Below are 16,733 nucleotides of genomic sequence, written 5' to 3'. Positions count from 1 at the left end.
TTGACGAGGAGCCTACCAGCAAGTGTAACCGCCATCCACTAGCACGATGCTGCCCGTCATCAGGCTCGCGGCCTCGGAGCTCAGAAACAGCACGACCGAGGCGATCTCCTCCACCTGCCCCATCCGCGCCATCGGAGTTCCACCGATCCAGGCGTCATACATTCTGGGATTGCTTTTCACGAAGGCGTTCAACGGCGTTTCGATATAGGTCGGCGCGACCGCGTTGACGCGGATGCCGCGCGCCCCCCATTCCGCGGCAAGCGATTTTGTCAGATGATGCACCGCGGCCTTGGAGGCGTTGTAGAAGGACTGCTCCTGCGGCTTGTTGACGATGAAGCCCGACATCGAGCCGACGTTGACGATGGTTCCCGCTTTTGCCTTCAGCATGTGCTTGCCGAATTCGCGGCAACACCAGAAGGTCCCATTGAGATTGACGTCGATGACGTTGAGCCAGTGCTCGTCGGTGACGGTCTCCGCCGGGGTCTCGCTGCGGGCAATGCCGGCATTGTTGACGAGGATATCGACCTTGCCGTGACGGGCGACGAGATCGTTCGCCACGTCGGCGACGCGCCTGGTGTCGGTCACGTCCATGACGACGGTCTCGGTATCGTAGCCCTTGGCCTTGAGGCCGGTTTGAGCGGCCTGGGCAACCTTGCCGTCACGGTCGGCAATGATCACCTTCGCGCCGGCTTCCGCCAGCGCCTCTGCGCAGGCGAGCCCGATGCCCTGCCCGCCGCCGGTAATGATCGCGGTCTTGCCGTTCAGCTTGAATTTTTCCAGGTACATGTTGCTCTTCCCGTTTCTTGTTCGCCCAGCTTGTCAGCCCCGGATCGCGTTGCCGCTCTCGTTGAAGCGGTGAATGCGCGCAGGTTCGGGCACCAGCGACACGCGGTCGCCGGCATGCAGGCTCAACTCGCCGATATAGCGGGCGGTGAGCATGCCGAGCTGGCCGGCGTCGACATAGAGAAAAGTGTCGCTGCCGAGATGCTCGGCGACCGCAATCGTGCCCGGCCAGCCGCCTCCACCGTCGCGCTCGATCTTCAAATGCTCGGGCCGCACGCCGATGGTGAACGCGCCGCGCTGAAGGGCAGACTCGCCGGTGACGAAGTTCATTTTTGGCGAGCCGATGAAGCCCGCGACGAACAGGTTGGCGGGCTTCTCATAGAGATCGAGCGGCGAGCCATATTGCTCGATTTTTCCGCCATTGAGCACCACGATCTTGTCGGCCATCGTCATGGCCTCGACCTGGTCATGGGTGACGTAGATCGCGGTGGTGCCGAGCTGCTTCTGAAGCCGCGTCACCTCGATCCGCATCTGCACGCGCAGCGCGGCGTCGAGGTTCGACAGCGGCTCGTCGAACAGGAACGCCTTGGGTTCGCGCACGATCGCGCGCCCGATCGCGACGCGCTGGCGCTGGCCGCCGGACAGCTCGCGCGGCTTACGCTCGAGATAGGGCGTGAGGTTCAGGGTCGCGGCCGCCGCTTCGACCTTGCGGTTGATCTCGTCCTTTGCGAGGCCCGCCATCTTGAGTCCAAAGCCGATATTGCCGCGCACGCTCATATGCGGGTACAGCGCGTAGGACTGGAACACCATGGACAGACCGCGCTTGGCGGGCGGAACCGCGACGACGTTCTTGCCGTCGATCAGGATCCGTCCATCCGTCACGTCTTCGAGCCCGGCGATCAACCGCAAGAGCGTGGTCTTGCCGCAGCCGGATGGACCGACGAACACCACGAAGGAACCGTCCGCGATATCGAGGTCGGCGCCCTTGATAATGTGCACGGGCCCGAAGGCTTTCTGCACGCCTTGAAGTGTGATTTGACCCATGATGCGACAGCCCTTTCGCTACTTGACCGCGCCAAAGGTGAGCCCGCGCACGAGCTGCTTCTGGCTGAACCAACCGAGGACGAGAATAGGCGCGATTGCCAGCGTCGAGGCGGCCGACAATTTTGCCCAAAACAATCCCTCGGGACTCGAATAGGAAGCGATGAACACCGTCAGCGGCGCCGCCTCTGATGTCGACAGGTTGAGCGTCCAGAACGCCTCGTTCCAGGCGAGGATAAGGTTGAGCAGCAAGGTCGACGCCAGGCCAGGGATTGCCATTGGCGTCAACACATAGACGAGCTCGCGGCCGACGGTGGCGCCGTCCATGCGCGCCGCTTCCAGGATGTCGCGCGGAATCTCCTTGAAATAGGTGAAGAGCATCCAGATCACGATCGGCAAATTGCCGAGGCACAGGATGAAGATGAGGCCGATGCGTGAATCGAGCAGGCCGACGTTCTTGTAGATCAGGTAAATCGGCACGAGCACGCCAACCGGCGGCATCATCTTGGTCGAGAGCATCCAGAGCAGGATGTCCTTGGTGCGCTTTGTGGGCGAGAACGCCATCGACCACGCGGCCGGAATGGCGATCAGCAGCGCGATCAACGTCGAGCCGCCGGCGATGATGATCGAGTTCAGCGCATGGTGGAGGTAGTCGCTGCGCTCCTGCACCGTCGCGTAATTTTCGAGAGTCCAGTGGAAGAACAGGAATGAAGGCGGAATGGCGAAGGCCTCCAGCTCGGTCTTGAAGCTTGCGAGCACCATCCAGAGGATCGGGAAGAAGATCAGGAAACCGCAAAGCCAGGCGCCTGCCGTAGAGACCGCGACCCGCTGCGTCGTTGCGATGCGTGCCATGGTCTAAGCCTCCAGATTGCGGCCGACGATGCGAACGAGGAAGAAGGCGACGATGTTGGCGATCACCACCGCGACGAGGCCGCCGGCCGAGGCGCTGCCGACGTCGAACTGGATCAGCGCCTGCGAGTAGATCAGGAAGGCTATGTTGGTCGTCTGGAGGCCGGGTCCGCCGCCGGTGGTGACGAAGATCTCGGCAAACACCGTGAGCAAAAAGATGGTCTCGATCAGGACCACCACCGTGATCGGCCGCGCGAGATGCGGCAGCGTGATGTAGATGAAGGTCGAAACCCCGCTCGCGCCATCCATCTCGGCGGCTTCCTTCTGCTCCTCGTCGAGCGATTGCAGCGCGGTCAGGAGGATCAGGGTCGCGAACGGCAGCCACTGCCAGGCGACGATCAGGATGATGGCGAACATCGGCATGTCGTTGAACCAGTCGATCGGCGTCAGCCCGAACACTTTTGCGAGCCAGGCAAACAATCCGGAAACCGGATGCATCAGCAGGTTCTTCCAGACCAGCGCACTCACCGTCGGCATCACGAAGAACGGCGCGATCACCATCAGCCGCACGATGTTGCGACCGACCACGGGCTGATCGAGCAGGAGCGCCAGGGGAATGCCGAGCAAAATGGTCAGCACCAGCACCGAGCCGACCAGCACCAGCGTGTTCTGGAGCGAGGCCAGAAAGGCCGGATCGGTGAGAAAGTAGCGGAAGTTTTCCAGGCCGACGAACGCTTCGGAGCCGGGATCGAGCAGGCTGTAATGCAGCGTCGAGAAATAGAGCGTCAGCGCGAGCGGGACGATCATCCAGATGAACAGCAGCCCGACGGCCGGGGCCAGGAGCGACCGCGCAAGATACTGGGTCTGCCGGGTTGCCATTGTCAGCTTCTCCTCTTCCGGGAAGAAGGCGGCCATCCATCCCAAGAGGTGGATGGCCGGAGGTTAGGCTCTCAGGAGGGTGAGCCTTGGTCTTACTTGATATAGCCGGCGCGCTTCATCTCGCGCTCGGTCGTGGATTGCGCCGCCGAAAGCGCGGCATCGACGGTGGTCGATCCGGACAATGCGGCGGAGAACTGCTGCCCCACCTGCGTGCCGAGCCCCTGGAACTCGGGGATCGCGGCGTATTGCACGCCGACATAAGGCACCGGCTTCACGGTCGGCTTGTTCGGGTCCGCCGCATCGATCGAGGCCAGCGTCAGCTTCGCAAACGGCGCGACCTTCAGGTAATCAGGATTCTGGTAGAGCGAGGTCCGCGTGCCCGGCGGCACGTTGGCCCAGCCCTCCTTGGAAGCCACGAGCTTGGTGTAGTCCTTGCTCGTCGCCCAGGCGATGAACTTCTCGGCAGCGTCCGTCTTCTTCGAGCCGGCCGGGATCGCCAGACTCCAGGCCCACAGCCAGTTTGCGTTCTTGCCGAGCCCGGTGTTCGGCGCCAGCGCAAAGCCGACCTTGTCGGCGACCTTCGATTCCTTCGGATTGGAGACCATGGACGCCGCAACCGTCGCGTCGATCCACATCGCGCACTTGCCGGCGTTGAACAGCGCCAGGTTCTCGTTGAAGCCGTTCGAGCTCGCGCCGGGAGGGCCGGCTTCCTTCATGAGATTGACATAGGTCGTCAGCGTCGTCTTCCATTCCGGCGAGTTGAACTGCGGCTCCCACTTCTCGTCGAACCAGCGCGCGCCGTAGGAGTTCGACATGGCGGTCAGGAACGCCATGTTTTCGCCCCAGCCGGCCTTGCCGCGCAGGCAGATGCCGTAGACGCCGGCATTCTTGTCGGTGAGCTTCTTGGCCGCATCGATCACGAAATCCCAGGTCGGGCTTTCCGGCATCTTCAGGCCGGCCTTTTCGAACAGATCGGTGCGGTACATCATCATCGAGCTCTCGCCGTAGAACGGCGCGGCGTAGAGCTTGCCGTCGACGGAGACCGCATCCTTGATTTTCGGCAAGAGGTCGGCGACGTCGTAGTCGGCGCCGAGATTCGCGAGCGGCACCAGCCAGCCCTTCTTGGCCCAGATCGGCACCTCGTAGGTGCCGATGGTGAGGACGTCGAACTGCCCGCCCTTGGTGGCGATGTCGGTGGTGACGCGCTGGCGCAGCACGTTCTCCTCGAGCGTCACCCACTTCACGTTGATGTCCGGGTTCTTCGCGGTGAATTCGCTGGTCAGTCCCTGCATGCGGATCATGTCACTGTTGTTGACGGTGGCGATCGTCAGGGTCGTTTCGGCCATCGAGGGAACGGAAAACAGCAGTGCAAACACGCCGCAGACGGCGCCTAGGACTTTTTTCACGGTGACCTCCCTTAACTCGCGTTTTGAGCATATGCCCACGCGTTGGGCGTATGTTCAACTCAGGCCGGCGCTTTGTCAAGCAGGCGCGCGCGCCCTCCCCTCAATTCCGGGTGGTGCAGTGCAAGAGAGATGGTGGTGGAGATGCGCCGCGACGCCGCGGCTTCAGCGCTCGAGGATCGCGCGGGCGGTCGCTTCGTCCGTGATCAAGCCGTTGATCAGGCGGCCGTTCAGCGCGGCCGAGATCGCCGACACTTTTGCCGCGCCGACCGCAGCGCCGATCGTCGTGGTCTTGACCGGCACCTCAGGCGGGATGCTGGTGAGGCGCTTGTTGGTGCCGCCCTTGAGCAGGCGGCCCTTGGCGTCATAGGCCCAGCCGGTGATCTCGCCGATGGCGCCGAGCCGCATCATCTCGAACAACTCGTCGCGGGTGACGAAGCCATCAACGTGGACCTGCGCTTTCTGGTCCATCTGGCCGATGCCGACGAGCCGCAGGTCGGCTTTGGTTGCGATCGCCTTCACCTTCGCGATCGGCTCGATCCGGCCCATCTTGTTGCGCTCGTCCTCCGAAGACATCAGGAACGGCAGCGGCATCGGATAATGCCGCGCGCCGGTGCGGTCGGCCAGGCGCCCGACGGTGTCGTAGAAGCTCGCCGAACCATCGGCGGAGATGTTGCCGACCAGCGAGACGATCTGGTGATTCGGTCGCTCGATCGGGGTGACGCGCTCGACCGCCGCGCGCACCGCGCGCCCCGTCCCGAGCGCGACGATGACGGGGGTCTCCGAACGCAGCGTCGAGTCCAGGAGGTTGGCGCAGCGCTCGGCGATCCCTGCGGTCGCCTGCGGCGCCGCCGGGTCTGTCGGCACCACCTCGCAATGGGCAAGCTCGAAGCGCGCCTTCAGCCGCGAGGCCAGTTCCATGCAGGCGGCAATGGGATGTTCGAGGCGAAAGGTGATCAGGCGCTCGGCCAGGCACAACGAGACTAGTCGCTGCGCCGAGGCGCGCGAGACCTGGAGCATTCTGGCGATCTCGTCCTGCGTGTGACCGGCAATGAAGTAGAGCCAGCCGGCGCGCGCGGCATCGTCGAGTCTGGATTTTTCGTTCTCCACCGCCATGGCCGGCGTCACGCGTCCTTCCAGAAATCGTCCATTTGCGCGAAGACCCGATCGGCTCCGGCGGCGGTCAATATAGCGCGGCCGTCGCGGGCGCGATAATGGCTGCCGCCGACAAATCCCCAGACCGTCATGCCGGCCGCCTTGGCCGCCTGCACGCCGCTGACGCTGTCCTCGATGACCAGCGCACGCGCCGGATCGGTGCGCATCTTCTCCGCGGCATAAAGGAAGAGATCGGGCGCCGGCTTGCCGTGTCGCACCATCTGCGCCGTGTACAGCCGGTCGCCGAAATGCGGCTTGAGACCGGTGACTTCGAGGGAAAGCGAGACGCGATCGATGTCGCTCGACGAGGCGACGCAAAACGGCCTGTTCAACTCCGATACCAACGCGCCGATCCCGGGGATCGGCCGCAATGCACTTGCGAAGGTGCTCAGCACCCTCGACTTGAAGCGAGGCAAGAAGCTTTCCGGCACGACCTGTCCGAGATCCCGATAATGCTGCTCGATCGCCTTCGTGCTGCGCCCGAGGAACAGCTCGAGCGCCTGCTCCGCACTGAGCACGATGCCGAATTCGGACAGCACTTCCGACAGGCAGCGACAGCTCAGGAGCTCGCTGTCGACCAGCACGCCGTCGCAGTCGAAGATGATCAGATCGGGCCTGGTAGCGTCCATCGTGACATTCGATCATATACTCACGCGCTGAGCAATAGCTCACCGTGCGGCGTTGCGCCCGAGGCAGGAAACGGTGGCTGGGGGAGTGCATGCGAGGAACGTCAGCGACGAAGCCATGAGGGGAGCAAGGTGGGAGACCCACATTGCGTAAGACGCATGTCACTTGCAGGCGCGGGTGGGCACCGCCCGACGACAGATGATGGGAAGCCCCCGCCCCTCAAATCCGGATTCGTCACAGTTTTGTTTTTTGCGGCGCCACCGAATTCGCGGCAGCGAGCGCTGCCCTGCGATCATGAATCAGATTCTCGAGACGATGGGCCGCAACATTCAGGGTGGCAGCATCCAGAGCTTGTTCATCGTCGTCCGTCCTGGCGCGTTGCGCGCGCAAGACCTCGTCGATCTGATTTTCGATCTCCAGCAATTCCGAGGCGTTTCCGACGTGCCGTATCCGTTGCCCCAACGCATAAAGCGTGTCGAGCGCCGGCTCGCTCGGCTTCAGCTCGCCGGATCGGAGAAACCGCCAGGCCGCCGCGAGCACTGTGACAAGCGCGCCAAGCGCCATTGGTGCGAGAAAGATGGCGTTGCTCCACTTGTCCAGGAACGTGAGCTGATTGCCATTGTAAAACTCCGCCGCTCCGGCATGGACGGGAAGAAAGGCGCCGGCATCGGTGTCCGGCGCCTTGAACTGCGCAAGAATTGGCAATTCGGCCAGAAGGTCCCTGCGAGCGGTCGTAATGGCTTGCGTGAAGCCGGCAATCATATCGTTGTCGAGGCTCTTCTTGCCGACCAGATAGAAGGCGGTCTGAAGCGTGGTCACATCGTCTTCGGGAACGGGAGGGGATCCGCGCAACGTGCCCTTGGGGATGTCGAAGCTCTCGTAGGCTCGTTCCTTCTCGGCAATTGCTCCTGCGCTCTCGATCGGAATCAGAACCGGGGCGGTCTTCGCGTTCTGAGGGAACAGCCCTCGCACCAGCGACAGGTATTTGTCGCTCAGCGGCATCACGAACAGGACGGCACGTATCTCCTTGGTTTCGAGCGCCCGGCGGACCTGATCGAGCGCAACGCCCTTGAACGCAACGTTGGCGCGGTCAAGGTCATATGTCCTTCTCAAGACGTCGACGAGTTTCTGATTGGTGTCGCTACCGACCACCCCCACCGTGGTGCGCTTCAGGCCCGCCATGTCGGTGATCGCGGAGCCCGGAGGCGCAACGAGCATCGCCACCGCCTGGGCCAGGACCACAATGGCCTGCGCATGCGAGAGGTCGCCGACATCGCCGCGAACGACGGCAAGGTCCGTCTTGCCGGAGGAGAACGCTGCCGCGGATTCGATCAGGCCGCTGGTCTCCACCACCTTGAGCCGCACCGGCGCGTTATTGACGACAAGTCTACTCGCCAACGCCGATACGATTTTTGGCGCGTCGCCGTCCAGCGACCCGACCGCGATCGATAGGGTCACCGGCCGGACGTACCAGCGGTACGCGATGAGGCTTGCAGCGGCGGCGAGGATAACCAGGCCCGCGACGACCGCGATGCGCAGCCAGATTGGAAGCTTGATCGTACCCTTGCCCAATCTCGACACGTCCTCGATGTTGAAGGTGACCATTCACTAAGGGACGACCGAGCGCCGTCTTGCGACACGAGCAGAGGCGGCTCTTTGAGCCGCCCCTTGTCGTCGCCATACGGGTTTCCTACTGACAGACGTGCATCAGGCCGTCATCGCCTTTGATCAGGCTGCCTGGATCACAGACGATTCCATAGCGCGCCTTGTAGCCAGCCCATCCGTTGACGCCGTACCAGGGACCGTTCGCGGGATAGGCCCTTTGCAGGTAGAACGGACTGGTCTGGATGGCGCCGCCGCCATAATAGGCATTGGCCGCCAAAGCCCCGCTACCGACGTAGGGCCGGCCGCCATAGTAACCGGTACCACCCCAGCCCCAAGGCTGGGTGGCGGCGACGGTTGCCGTGCCAGCCGCGCTTGCAAGGCCGGCGTAGTTGACCGCCATCGGGCCTGCAATGCCAGCCGAGTCGTACTGGTACGCGGCCCGCCGGTTTTGCCGGCGTGCAACACCCGCAACGCTCACTGGAGTGAGCGGACGACCGACTCGCGCCTGAGCACTGTCGATCGATAGCGAGACGCCGCGTTGCTCAGTCCAGCTGAAGGAGAGCAATGTCGCGCACGCGAAGGTCGAGGTCGCTATTGCAATTTTTTTCAAACTCATCTGGTTCATGGATTGGCTCCACGGTTTCCTGCCCGTCGGAAACGATGTGCCCTCGCGATCGGTGCGCGCCTTGCGCTAGATCAACGTTTCCTCACGCGAGTTTTCTTGCCCCCAATCGGGCCAGCAGCACTGACGCACCGGCCTCTTGCGGCTTTCCCGGGCCTTAATGTGCCACCTGCCGGTAGATCGCCGGCAGTGCCGCAGGCAGCCGGCGGATATTGCCGACGATCGCGTAGCCGCCACGCCCGAACAGGGTCGGAAAATAGGATTGCGCCGTCGCGTCGACCGTGACGCCGAACACGGCAATGCCGAGCCGGCGCGCCTCCTGCACGGATTTACGGGTGTCCTCGATCGCAAAGCGCCCCTCATAGTGATCGACATCGTTCGGCTTGCCGTCGGTCAGAACGAGCAGCAGCTTCTTGCGCTGCGGCTGGCGGGCGAGCCCGGCCGCTGCATGGCGCACCGCCGCGCCAATGCGGGTGTAGTAGCCAGGCTTCAGCGCCCCGATCCGGCGCTCCACTGCCCCACTCATCGGCTCGCCGAAGGCCTTGATCGTCTCGAGCCGCACCCAGGAGCGCCGGCGCGAGGTGAAGGTCAAAATGCTGTGGTGATCACCGCAGGCCGAAAGTCCATGCGCGAGTACCAGAAGCGCCTCCTTCTCGACGTCGAGCACGCGGTGACCATCAACCCACGCGTCCGTCGACAGCGAGACGTCGACCAGCAGCGTGACGGCGAGATCATGGCCCTGCGGCCGCATCGCCAAATGGACGCGGTCGAGCGCGCCGCTGCCGGCGCGAAGGTCGCAACGCGCGCGCACCAGCGCGTCGAGATCGAGGTCGTGCCCATCGGCTTGCGCGCGCATCAATTCGTGGCGCGGCCGCAACACCTCGAACCGGCGCCGCACCTGGCGGATGTGGCAGCGCATGGTCTCATCCGGCGCCCAGCTCTCGCCGATCTCGGACGCCGCAGCGGCAAGGACGCGGCAATGATCGGGCAGATAAGTTCCGCTACGATAATCCCACTCGGGATAGGTGAGGTCCGCGTTCAGCCGCGATGCGTCGAGGGCTTCCGGCGGCAGGTCGAGATCGAATTTGAGCCGGGTTGCGGGCTTGCCGCTGCGGCGGCTGAGCGTGATTTCTTCGAGATCGTCAGCCGCCTTCTGTGCGTCCTCATCCTCGCTGTCATCGGCGGGGCGATCGACATTGACCATCTCGGCCATTGCGAGGATCTTTTCGAAGCGGTTGAGCACGAAGGGATCTCGGCGGCTCGCATCCTCGTCGCGCTCGCGTACGGCGAAGCGCTTGCGATCGTCCGCTGGCGCAGGTTCTGCGCCCTGCGCGTGCTCATCGTCGCTTGCGCCCGCGGTCGAGAGCTCGCGCGCCCAGCAATCGCCCCATAGAGGGCACGGCAGAATGGAGCGATATCCCGGTGGCGCCTTTGTCGGCAGCGCGCCCGTGCCGGCCATGGCCTTCCACAGTTCGCCTGAAGGTGGCTTGCGCGCGCCGAGCAAGGCGAGCACGATCTCTTCCATTTCCCGTTCGATGCGCGGCAGTGGCCGGCGCGGACGCGCCAGCGCCGTTGCCGCGGCGAGCTTCGCGTAGTCATCAGCCAATCCGGGAAACTGCGTGAGCACCCACACCGCCGTCTCGCTGGCCCGTCGCAGCGTCAAGAGATCGCGCCGCAGCGGATCAACCTCGTCGATCGCCTCGATCGGCGCGGTCGCGAACCAGGCGGCGAGCCATCGATAGAGCGACACATTCAGCGCGCGGTCCTCGAAAATCGCGATGCTATCAGGCAGAAAGATGGTAGCGGCATCACGCCCCGGCTGCTCGAGGCGCTCATCGCCGAGCCCGATGCGCTGACGCCAGCCGAGCCTGTGGCCGGAGCGGCGCGCGCCGGCGCTCGCGATCTGCACGCCGGCTTCGCCACCGAGCGCGCGGAACATCACGGCGATCCGCGGGCGAACCTCGGCCAGCGAAACCGCATGCTCGGCATGGACCGGATAGCTCGCGGTGCCGCCAACCAGGCGATGCCAGGCACGGCCGACCGTCTCTTCCAGCTCGAGGAAGTCGAGCATCGGCCTCCCCTCACCCGATCACGGCGCGCGCGACGTCGAGCAGCGCCGCCTTGACGTCGGTATCATCGGTCAGCGGTTCGATCATACCCGCCAGCACGGCGTCGGCGATCGAGGCCCCGGCCGCAATCAGTGTCGCGCAATAGACGACCAGCCGGGTCGAGACGCCCTCCTCCAGGTCGTGGCCCTTCAGTGCCCTCAGGCGAGCGGCAAGCTGAACCAGCGGCCGCACGCGATCGGGCGCAAGCCCGCTTTCGACGGAGACCACTGCGATCTCCTGCTCCGCCGGCAGGAAGCCGAACTCGATCGCGACGAAGCGCTGCCGCGTCGACGGCTTCAGCGCTTTCAAGAGGGTCTGGTAGCCGGGGTTGTAGGACACCACCAGCATGAAGCTCGCGGGCGCGACAAGCTCTTCACCGGTGCGCTCGAGCGGCAGGATACGGCGGTCGTCGGTGAGCGGATGCAGGACCACGGTGACGTCCTTGCGCGCTTCCACCACCTCGTCGAGATAACAGATGCCGCCTTCCCTTACGGCCCGGGTCAGCGGACCGTCGGTCCACACGGTGTCACCGCCCCTGAGCAGATAACGGCCGGTGAGATCGGCAGCAGTCAGATCGTCATGGCAGGCGACGGTGTGAAGCGGCAATCCGAGCCGTGCCGCCATGTGGGCGACGTAGCGTGTCTTGCCGCAGCCGGTCGGACCTTTGAGGAGAACCGGCAGGCGATGACGCCAGGCGTGCTCGAACAACGCGCATTCGTTGCCGCTTGCGACATAGGCCGGAAGCTCGGGCGCGGGCGCTGGGACGGCATGGAGTGCGGGTTTCATGATGTCTCTCCGGTATTTCCCTGGAAGGGGCGGCCGCGACTGGCGCGGCCGCCATAAGCCTATTCGGCGGGTTGCAGTGCACCGGGGATGACCGCCTGCTTCTCGCGCCCGGGCACCAGCACGGCCCAGACGAACATCACCGCGGAGATCACCACGAACACACCGGAGCCGAGCCGGATCCAGTAGAAGAACGCAAGCTGGTCCTGCACGTCCATGTAGCTCTGGCCGAGCACGCGCTGGAGATGGACCTGGATCACGCCGGCAAAGGTCAGCGCAAAGGTCATCACCATCATGGCCGTGCACATGATCCAGAAGCTTGTCATGCTGAGCCACTGGTTATACGGCGCGCGCTCCTTCAGCTGCGGGATGGCGTAGGCCATCATCGCCAGATTCAGCATCACATAGGCGCCGAAGAAGGCGAGATGCCCATGCGCCGCGGTCACCTGGGTGCCGTGGGTGTAGTAGTTCACCGAGGACAGCGTGTGCAGGAAGCCCCAGACGCCCGCACCAAGGAATGCCATCACCGAGCAGCCAACCGACCACAACAGCGCGGCGCGGTTCGGATGCTTGCGTCCGGCTTTCCAGGTCATCTGCACCGTGAAGATCACCATGGTGAAGAAAGGCGCGACTTCCAGCGTTGAGAACAGCGAGCCGATCCACTGCCAGTAACCGGGGGCGCCGATCCAGTAGAAGTGGTGGCCGGTGCCGAGGATGCCGGAGAACAAGGCCAGGCCGATGATAACGTAAAGCCACTTCTCGACGACCTCGCGATCGATGCCGTTGAGCTTGATCATGAGGAAGGCAAGCACCGAAGCCATGATCAGCTCCCACACGCCCTCGACCCAGAGGTGGACGATGTACCACCAGTACATCTTGTCGACCGCAAGATTGGCCGGGTTGTAGAAGGCGAACAGGAAGAAGATCGCAACGCCCCACAGGCCGAACAGCAGAATGTTGGTGACCGTGGTCTTGCGTCCCTTCAGTGCCGTCATCGTCACGTTGAACAGGAACATCAGGCAGACGACGACGATGCCGACCTTGATGATGAAAGGCTGCTCGAGGAATTCGCGGCCTTCGTGATAGTGGAAGAGATAGCCGACCACCGCGATGCCGGCGGCACAGAAGAACATCCAGAACTGGATTTTTGCGAGTATCGGGCTGAACAGCTCGGTCTCGGTTTCCTCGGGCAGGAGATAGTAGGTCGCGCCCATGAAGCCGATCAGCGACCACACGATCAGCGCATTGGTGTGAATCATCCTGACGATGTTGAACGGCAGGACAACGGACAGGGTGTTGGGAAGGACATAGATGGTTCCGGCGACGAGGCCGAACGTGACCTGCGCCAGGAACAGCGTCAGCGCGCCGTAGAAATACAGCATCGCGACTTTCTGGGTCTGATATTTCATCTCAGGCTCTCTGTCTTGAGGGATTGTTGAGCGCTCAACCGGCCTTGTTCGGCGGCCAATCCTGGCGCTTGATGGTGCTCACCCATTGCAGGAAGTCGGCGAGATCGTTGAGCTCCTGGTCGGTGAGGTTGAACTGCGGCATCTGCCGGCGGCCCGGCGCGCCGGACGGCTGCGACTGCATCCAGGCTTTCAGCGTCTCGCGGGCACTGGCGGGATCTTCCTTGCCGCCCCAGCGGTCCCAGACATTGCCGACCTCAGGAGCGAAATAGGCGCCCTCGCCCAGCAGAGTGTGGCAGTTGATGCAGGAGTTCTTCTCCCAGACGTGCTTGCCGCGGGCGACCGACGACGTCAGCGTGGCTGCGTCCGTCGAGCTCGTGATCATGTAGTAGTGGCTGTGCGCCGTCAGCCCCAAGAAGATGGCGAAGAAAAAGGCCGATCCGCCGTAGAAGACGTTTCGGGCGGCCGACTTGGTTAGGCGTTCAGCCATTGCCAATCCTTTCCGGTTTTAAGTCCTGTCGAGAAAAGCGGTGACGATATTTTGCCGATTGGGCGCCGGAGCTCTTTGTTGCGGCGCAATGAGCGCGACGATGCGCAACGATCAGACCAGGGCGACGGCCGCGGAAGCGAGCCAGGCGAACAGCACGAGGATGACGATCCAGGCGTTCATCAGGCCGCGCCACAGCGCCGGCGCGGCGCGCAAATCGAGATAGTCGAGCACGATCCGGCGGCCCTTGACTGCGGCCAGGGCGAGCAACACGGCGTTGGCAAAGAGTGCGCGCGGCACGAGCCAGGGCACCAGCACGGTTGCGATCGCAAGGGCGATCAGCACGGCCCAAGTCACATTGAGTCGATTCACGTCGAGACGGTTCATCACCGCACCAGGTAGACGATGGGGAACATGACGATCCAGACCAGGTCGACCATGTGCCAGAATGCCGTTCCTGTCTCGACGCTCGCAGCTTCCGCACGCCGGCAGACCACGGCGAGGATCACGATGCCGAGGCCGACATGCAGGAGGTGAAAGCCGGTCAGGAGGAAATACAGCGTGAAGAACGGGCTGGTCTCGAGACCGTTGCCGTGGCCGATCTCCTGCGCATACTCCATCAGCTTAATCGCAATGAAGACGCCGCCAAGTGCCATGGCACCGAGCAGCCAACGGCGCGCGATCCGCCTCGTCCCGTTCCGCGCCGCCAGCGTGCCGCGCGCGGCCGCCCAGCCGCTGGTCACCAGGACCACGGTGTTCATGCCAGCAAGCCCCGAATCGAGCGCCGCCTGCCCGGAGGCGAACAGCGCTGGCTGCACGAGCTGGGCGATTGCGAAGGCGCCCGGGAACAGCCCGAAGGCAGCGAGCTCGCTGAAAATCAGCACCCAGATCATGGGATCGCCGGGTAGATCCTCGAGGATGCCCCAGCCACTTCCCTGCTGCTCGTAGTCCGTCGCCGACATCTGGTCTCCGCAAGGCGCGATGCCGGGATGCAATATCGCGCAGGAGCGCATCGCAATTTGTCGGCGGACAAACCGGAGGCAGCTTTCGTGCCGTTTGCGCCGTCGCAACCTCCGTGACGGCGGCAGTCGGTAGAGTGACCGTCGAGGTTCCATCATTTTCGCGAAGGCCAACCATGAGCGAGGCGCAACTTGGTCTGATGACCGCAACCCCCATCATCATCCTGTTCGCCGCAGCGCTCCGGCGGATGGGCGTGCTGTCGACGGCGGCGACCGTATCCGCGGTATGTCTGTCGGTCGCGATCGCGGTGGTGCTGTTCACGACGCAGTAGAGCGTCGGTTCCTCATCCGGAGGGGGACAGACCGCACGGGCGCCGGTCTCCACTGCCACCGGATGGTGCCACTCATCCTCCTTGGCTTAGCGCCGCAGGGCGCTAATATTCGTCATCGCTCGCTACCCGATGAGTCCGCCATGCCTCAGATCATCAATCTTGGCGCATTGCAGCTGACGTTTCTGCAGAGCAAGGACGACACCGGCGGCAGTCTCGATCTGTTCGAGATGACGCTCCAGCCCAACGCGCGCATGCCGATCCCTCACTATCACGATCGCTGGGACGAAACGATCTACGGCCTGAGCGGCATCTCGACCTGGCGGATCGATGGAAAAGACACCGACGTGGCGCCGGGCGAGACCGTGTTCATCAGGCGCGGCGTCGTGCATGGCTTCATCAATCGTTCGGCCCGACCGGCGACCTGCCTGTGTATCCTCAGCCCAGGTGTACTTGGCCCGCAATACTTCAAGGAAATGGCCGCCCTGCTCTCGGCCGGCACGCCCGATCCGGCAAGAATGAAGGAAACGATGCTGCGCTACGGGTTGGTTCCGGTGCTGCCATCCTGACGCAAGAGCGCGGCCCATCCTGCTCGGCGAGGACGAGACAGGTCCCCGCAATCGCCCGTGCTTGATCTCCAGCAACGGCTCTGTTTGGATGAATTCCGTTCGGCACTTCAATTTCGAATAATCTGATTTTTTGGAATCGAAATGTCGTTTGCTGCGTTGTTGATTGCCTTTGCCTCGACCACTCAGTGGGAACCGCCTCGGGGCTGCCGCACACGTGAAAACGCCCATGCCGACGCGCGCTGCGTTGACTCAAGCGCACTTTCATGGATGCTAGCCACCGTCGTTCCTGGGTTGCTCGTTCACCAAGAGGCATCGTGACCGCTCACCGCACCGGCATTGGGAATCGGCTTCTGGCGGCGCTGCCGCCCGAGGATTTGGCCTTGCTCGCGCCCCACTTCCAGAAGGTCTCGTTCGAACCCGATGCCATCCTGGTGCGGTCGGGCGACGAACTCGACCCGGTTTATTTTCCCCACAGCGGCGCGATCGCCTTCATGCTCGAGATGCCGGACGGGCAAACGGTCGCAACCACGTTGATGGGACGGGAAGGTGCTTTGGCCTCGTTCTCCGTACTCGGTCCGTCGCATTCATCCGTCACAGCGACTGCACGCCTGGCCGGCACGGCATCGCTGATATCAGCGGCGAAGTTCCGGGCTGCCTACGCGCGGAGCGCAGCGATCAGGCATGTCGTGCAGGTCCACGCCCGCGCGCTGTTGTTGCAGCTCCAGCACGTGGCCGCCTGCAACGCGCTGCATCGGGTGGACGGCCGCATGGCGCGATGGCTACTGCAACTGCACGACCGCGTTCCCGATGATCATCTTCCCGTGACGCAGGAGGCGCTTGCGCAATTGCTTGGGGTGCGGCGGACGACCGTGACTCTGACCATGAGCAAGCTTCGCGCTGCGGGCGCCATCCCGTCCGACCGGCGCGGCTTCGTAGAGATCCACCGGGCGCGGCTGGAGAGGGCCGCATGCGACTGCTATGGGCTCATGCAGCGCAAGATCGATCAGATGTATTGCCAGGAATTGTCGGCGCCGCAGCCTGCCCTTGCCCCTTTCCGGGAAGGCTCCGTTGTCGCCTTCGACGAAGCGGGTCCTGAATCCAGAGCCGCTTCGCGCGAGAGAAAGTGAA

Annotated in this window: 18 protein-coding genes; 3 read left to right on the top strand and 15 right to left on the bottom strand. The window is 63.6% G+C overall.

Annotated features, from left to right (window positions below):
* Positions 1 to 12: 12 nt before the first annotated feature.
* The 15 genes from Q2941_RS00690 to Q2941_RS00620 all read right to left on the bottom strand — a co-directional run bounded on the left by Q2941_RS00690 (position 13) and on the right by Q2941_RS00620 (position 14,710).
* Positions 13 to 786, bottom strand: a complete 774-nt coding sequence (locus Q2941_RS00690; RefSeq protein ID WP_027521137.1) for an SDR family NAD(P)-dependent oxidoreductase — start codon at positions 784 to 786, stop codon at positions 13 to 15.
* A 33-nt stretch (positions 787 to 819) separates the two neighbouring features.
* Positions 820 to 1,827, bottom strand: a complete 1,008-nt coding sequence (locus Q2941_RS00685; RefSeq protein ID WP_458191258.1) for an ABC transporter ATP-binding protein — start codon at positions 1,825 to 1,827, stop codon at positions 820 to 822.
* 18 nt (positions 1,828 to 1,845) lie between these two features.
* A complete protein-coding gene (locus tag Q2941_RS00680; RefSeq protein WP_254113214.1) occupies positions 1,846 to 2,676 on the bottom strand; it encodes a carbohydrate ABC transporter permease in 831 nt (276 codons plus the stop codon).
* Positions 2,677 to 2,679: 3 nt separating this feature from the next.
* Positions 2,680 to 3,552, bottom strand: a complete 873-nt coding sequence (locus tag Q2941_RS00675) for a carbohydrate ABC transporter permease (RefSeq protein WP_027521140.1) — start codon at positions 3,550 to 3,552, stop codon at positions 2,680 to 2,682.
* Positions 3,553 to 3,644: 92 nt separating this feature from the next.
* Complete coding sequence (locus tag Q2941_RS00670) at positions 3,645 to 4,958, bottom strand: ABC transporter substrate-binding protein (protein ID WP_458191257.1); 1,314 nt, start codon at positions 4,956 to 4,958, stop codon at positions 3,645 to 3,647.
* Between the two features lie 162 nt (positions 4,959 to 5,120).
* Positions 5,121 to 6,071, bottom strand: coding sequence for a sugar-binding transcriptional regulator (locus Q2941_RS00665; RefSeq protein WP_027521142.1), 951 nt, complete (start codon positions 6,069 to 6,071; stop codon positions 5,121 to 5,123).
* 8 nt (positions 6,072 to 6,079) lie between these two features.
* Positions 6,080 to 6,739, bottom strand: coding sequence for an HAD family hydrolase (locus Q2941_RS00660; protein ID WP_458191256.1), 660 nt, complete (start codon positions 6,737 to 6,739; stop codon positions 6,080 to 6,082).
* A gap of 232 nt (positions 6,740 to 6,971) precedes the next feature.
* Positions 6,972 to 8,342 (bottom strand): TAXI family TRAP transporter solute-binding subunit, encoded by a 1,371-nt coding sequence (locus tag Q2941_RS00655; protein WP_254113215.1) that lies wholly within the window; start codon positions 8,340 to 8,342, stop codon positions 6,972 to 6,974.
* An 85-nt stretch (positions 8,343 to 8,427) separates the two neighbouring features.
* Positions 8,428 to 8,967, bottom strand: coding sequence for a hypothetical protein (locus Q2941_RS00650; protein WP_245287937.1), 540 nt, complete (start codon positions 8,965 to 8,967; stop codon positions 8,428 to 8,430).
* Between the two features lie 154 nt (positions 8,968 to 9,121).
* A complete protein-coding gene (locus Q2941_RS00645) occupies positions 9,122 to 11,035 on the bottom strand; it encodes a nitric oxide reductase activation protein NorD (RefSeq protein ID WP_027521145.1) in 1,914 nt (637 codons plus the stop codon).
* 10 nt (positions 11,036 to 11,045) lie between these two features.
* A complete protein-coding gene (locus Q2941_RS00640) occupies positions 11,046 to 11,858 on the bottom strand; it encodes a CbbQ/NirQ/NorQ/GpvN family protein (protein ID WP_254113217.1) in 813 nt (270 codons plus the stop codon).
* Positions 11,859 to 11,917: 59 nt separating this feature from the next.
* On the bottom strand, positions 11,918 to 13,264 hold the full coding sequence (locus Q2941_RS00635) for a cbb3-type cytochrome c oxidase subunit I (RefSeq protein ID WP_027521147.1): 1,347 nt from the start codon (positions 13,262 to 13,264) through the stop codon (positions 11,918 to 11,920).
* A gap of 34 nt (positions 13,265 to 13,298) precedes the next feature.
* Entirely contained in the window at positions 13,299 to 13,751 is a 453-nt protein-coding gene (locus Q2941_RS00630; protein ID WP_027521148.1) for a c-type cytochrome, read from the bottom strand.
* 111 nt (positions 13,752 to 13,862) lie between these two features.
* Complete coding sequence (locus tag Q2941_RS00625; protein WP_035661122.1) at positions 13,863 to 14,135, bottom strand: cytochrome C oxidase subunit IV family protein; 273 nt, start codon at positions 14,133 to 14,135, stop codon at positions 13,863 to 13,865.
* Entirely contained in the window at positions 14,135 to 14,710 is a 576-nt protein-coding gene (locus Q2941_RS00620) for a cytochrome c oxidase subunit 3 family protein (RefSeq protein WP_458191254.1), read from the bottom strand. Before Q2941_RS00620 ends, Q2941_RS00625 begins: the two co-directional genes overlap by 1 nt.
* Positions 14,711 to 14,883: 173 nt before the next feature.
* Between Q2941_RS00620 and Q2941_RS00615 the strand changes: the two genes are divergently transcribed.
* The 3 genes from Q2941_RS00615 to Q2941_RS00605 all read left to right on the top strand — a co-directional run bounded on the left by Q2941_RS00615 (position 14,884) and on the right by Q2941_RS00605 (position 16,732).
* A complete protein-coding gene (locus tag Q2941_RS00615; RefSeq protein WP_198031690.1) occupies positions 14,884 to 15,039 on the top strand; it encodes a hypothetical protein in 156 nt (51 codons plus the stop codon).
* A 140-nt stretch (positions 15,040 to 15,179) separates the two neighbouring features.
* Positions 15,180 to 15,605, top strand: coding sequence for a cupin domain-containing protein (locus tag Q2941_RS00610; protein WP_027521151.1), 426 nt, complete (start codon positions 15,180 to 15,182; stop codon positions 15,603 to 15,605).
* 314 nt (positions 15,606 to 15,919) lie between these two features.
* Complete coding sequence (locus tag Q2941_RS00605; protein WP_458191252.1) at positions 15,920 to 16,732, top strand: Crp/Fnr family transcriptional regulator; 813 nt, start codon at positions 15,920 to 15,922, stop codon at positions 16,730 to 16,732.
* Position 16,733: the final 1 nt, after the last annotated feature.

It is taken from the genome of Bradyrhizobium sp. UFLA05-153 (assembly GCF_054185185.1).
This window is presented reverse-complemented; position numbering and strand designations above follow the sequence as displayed.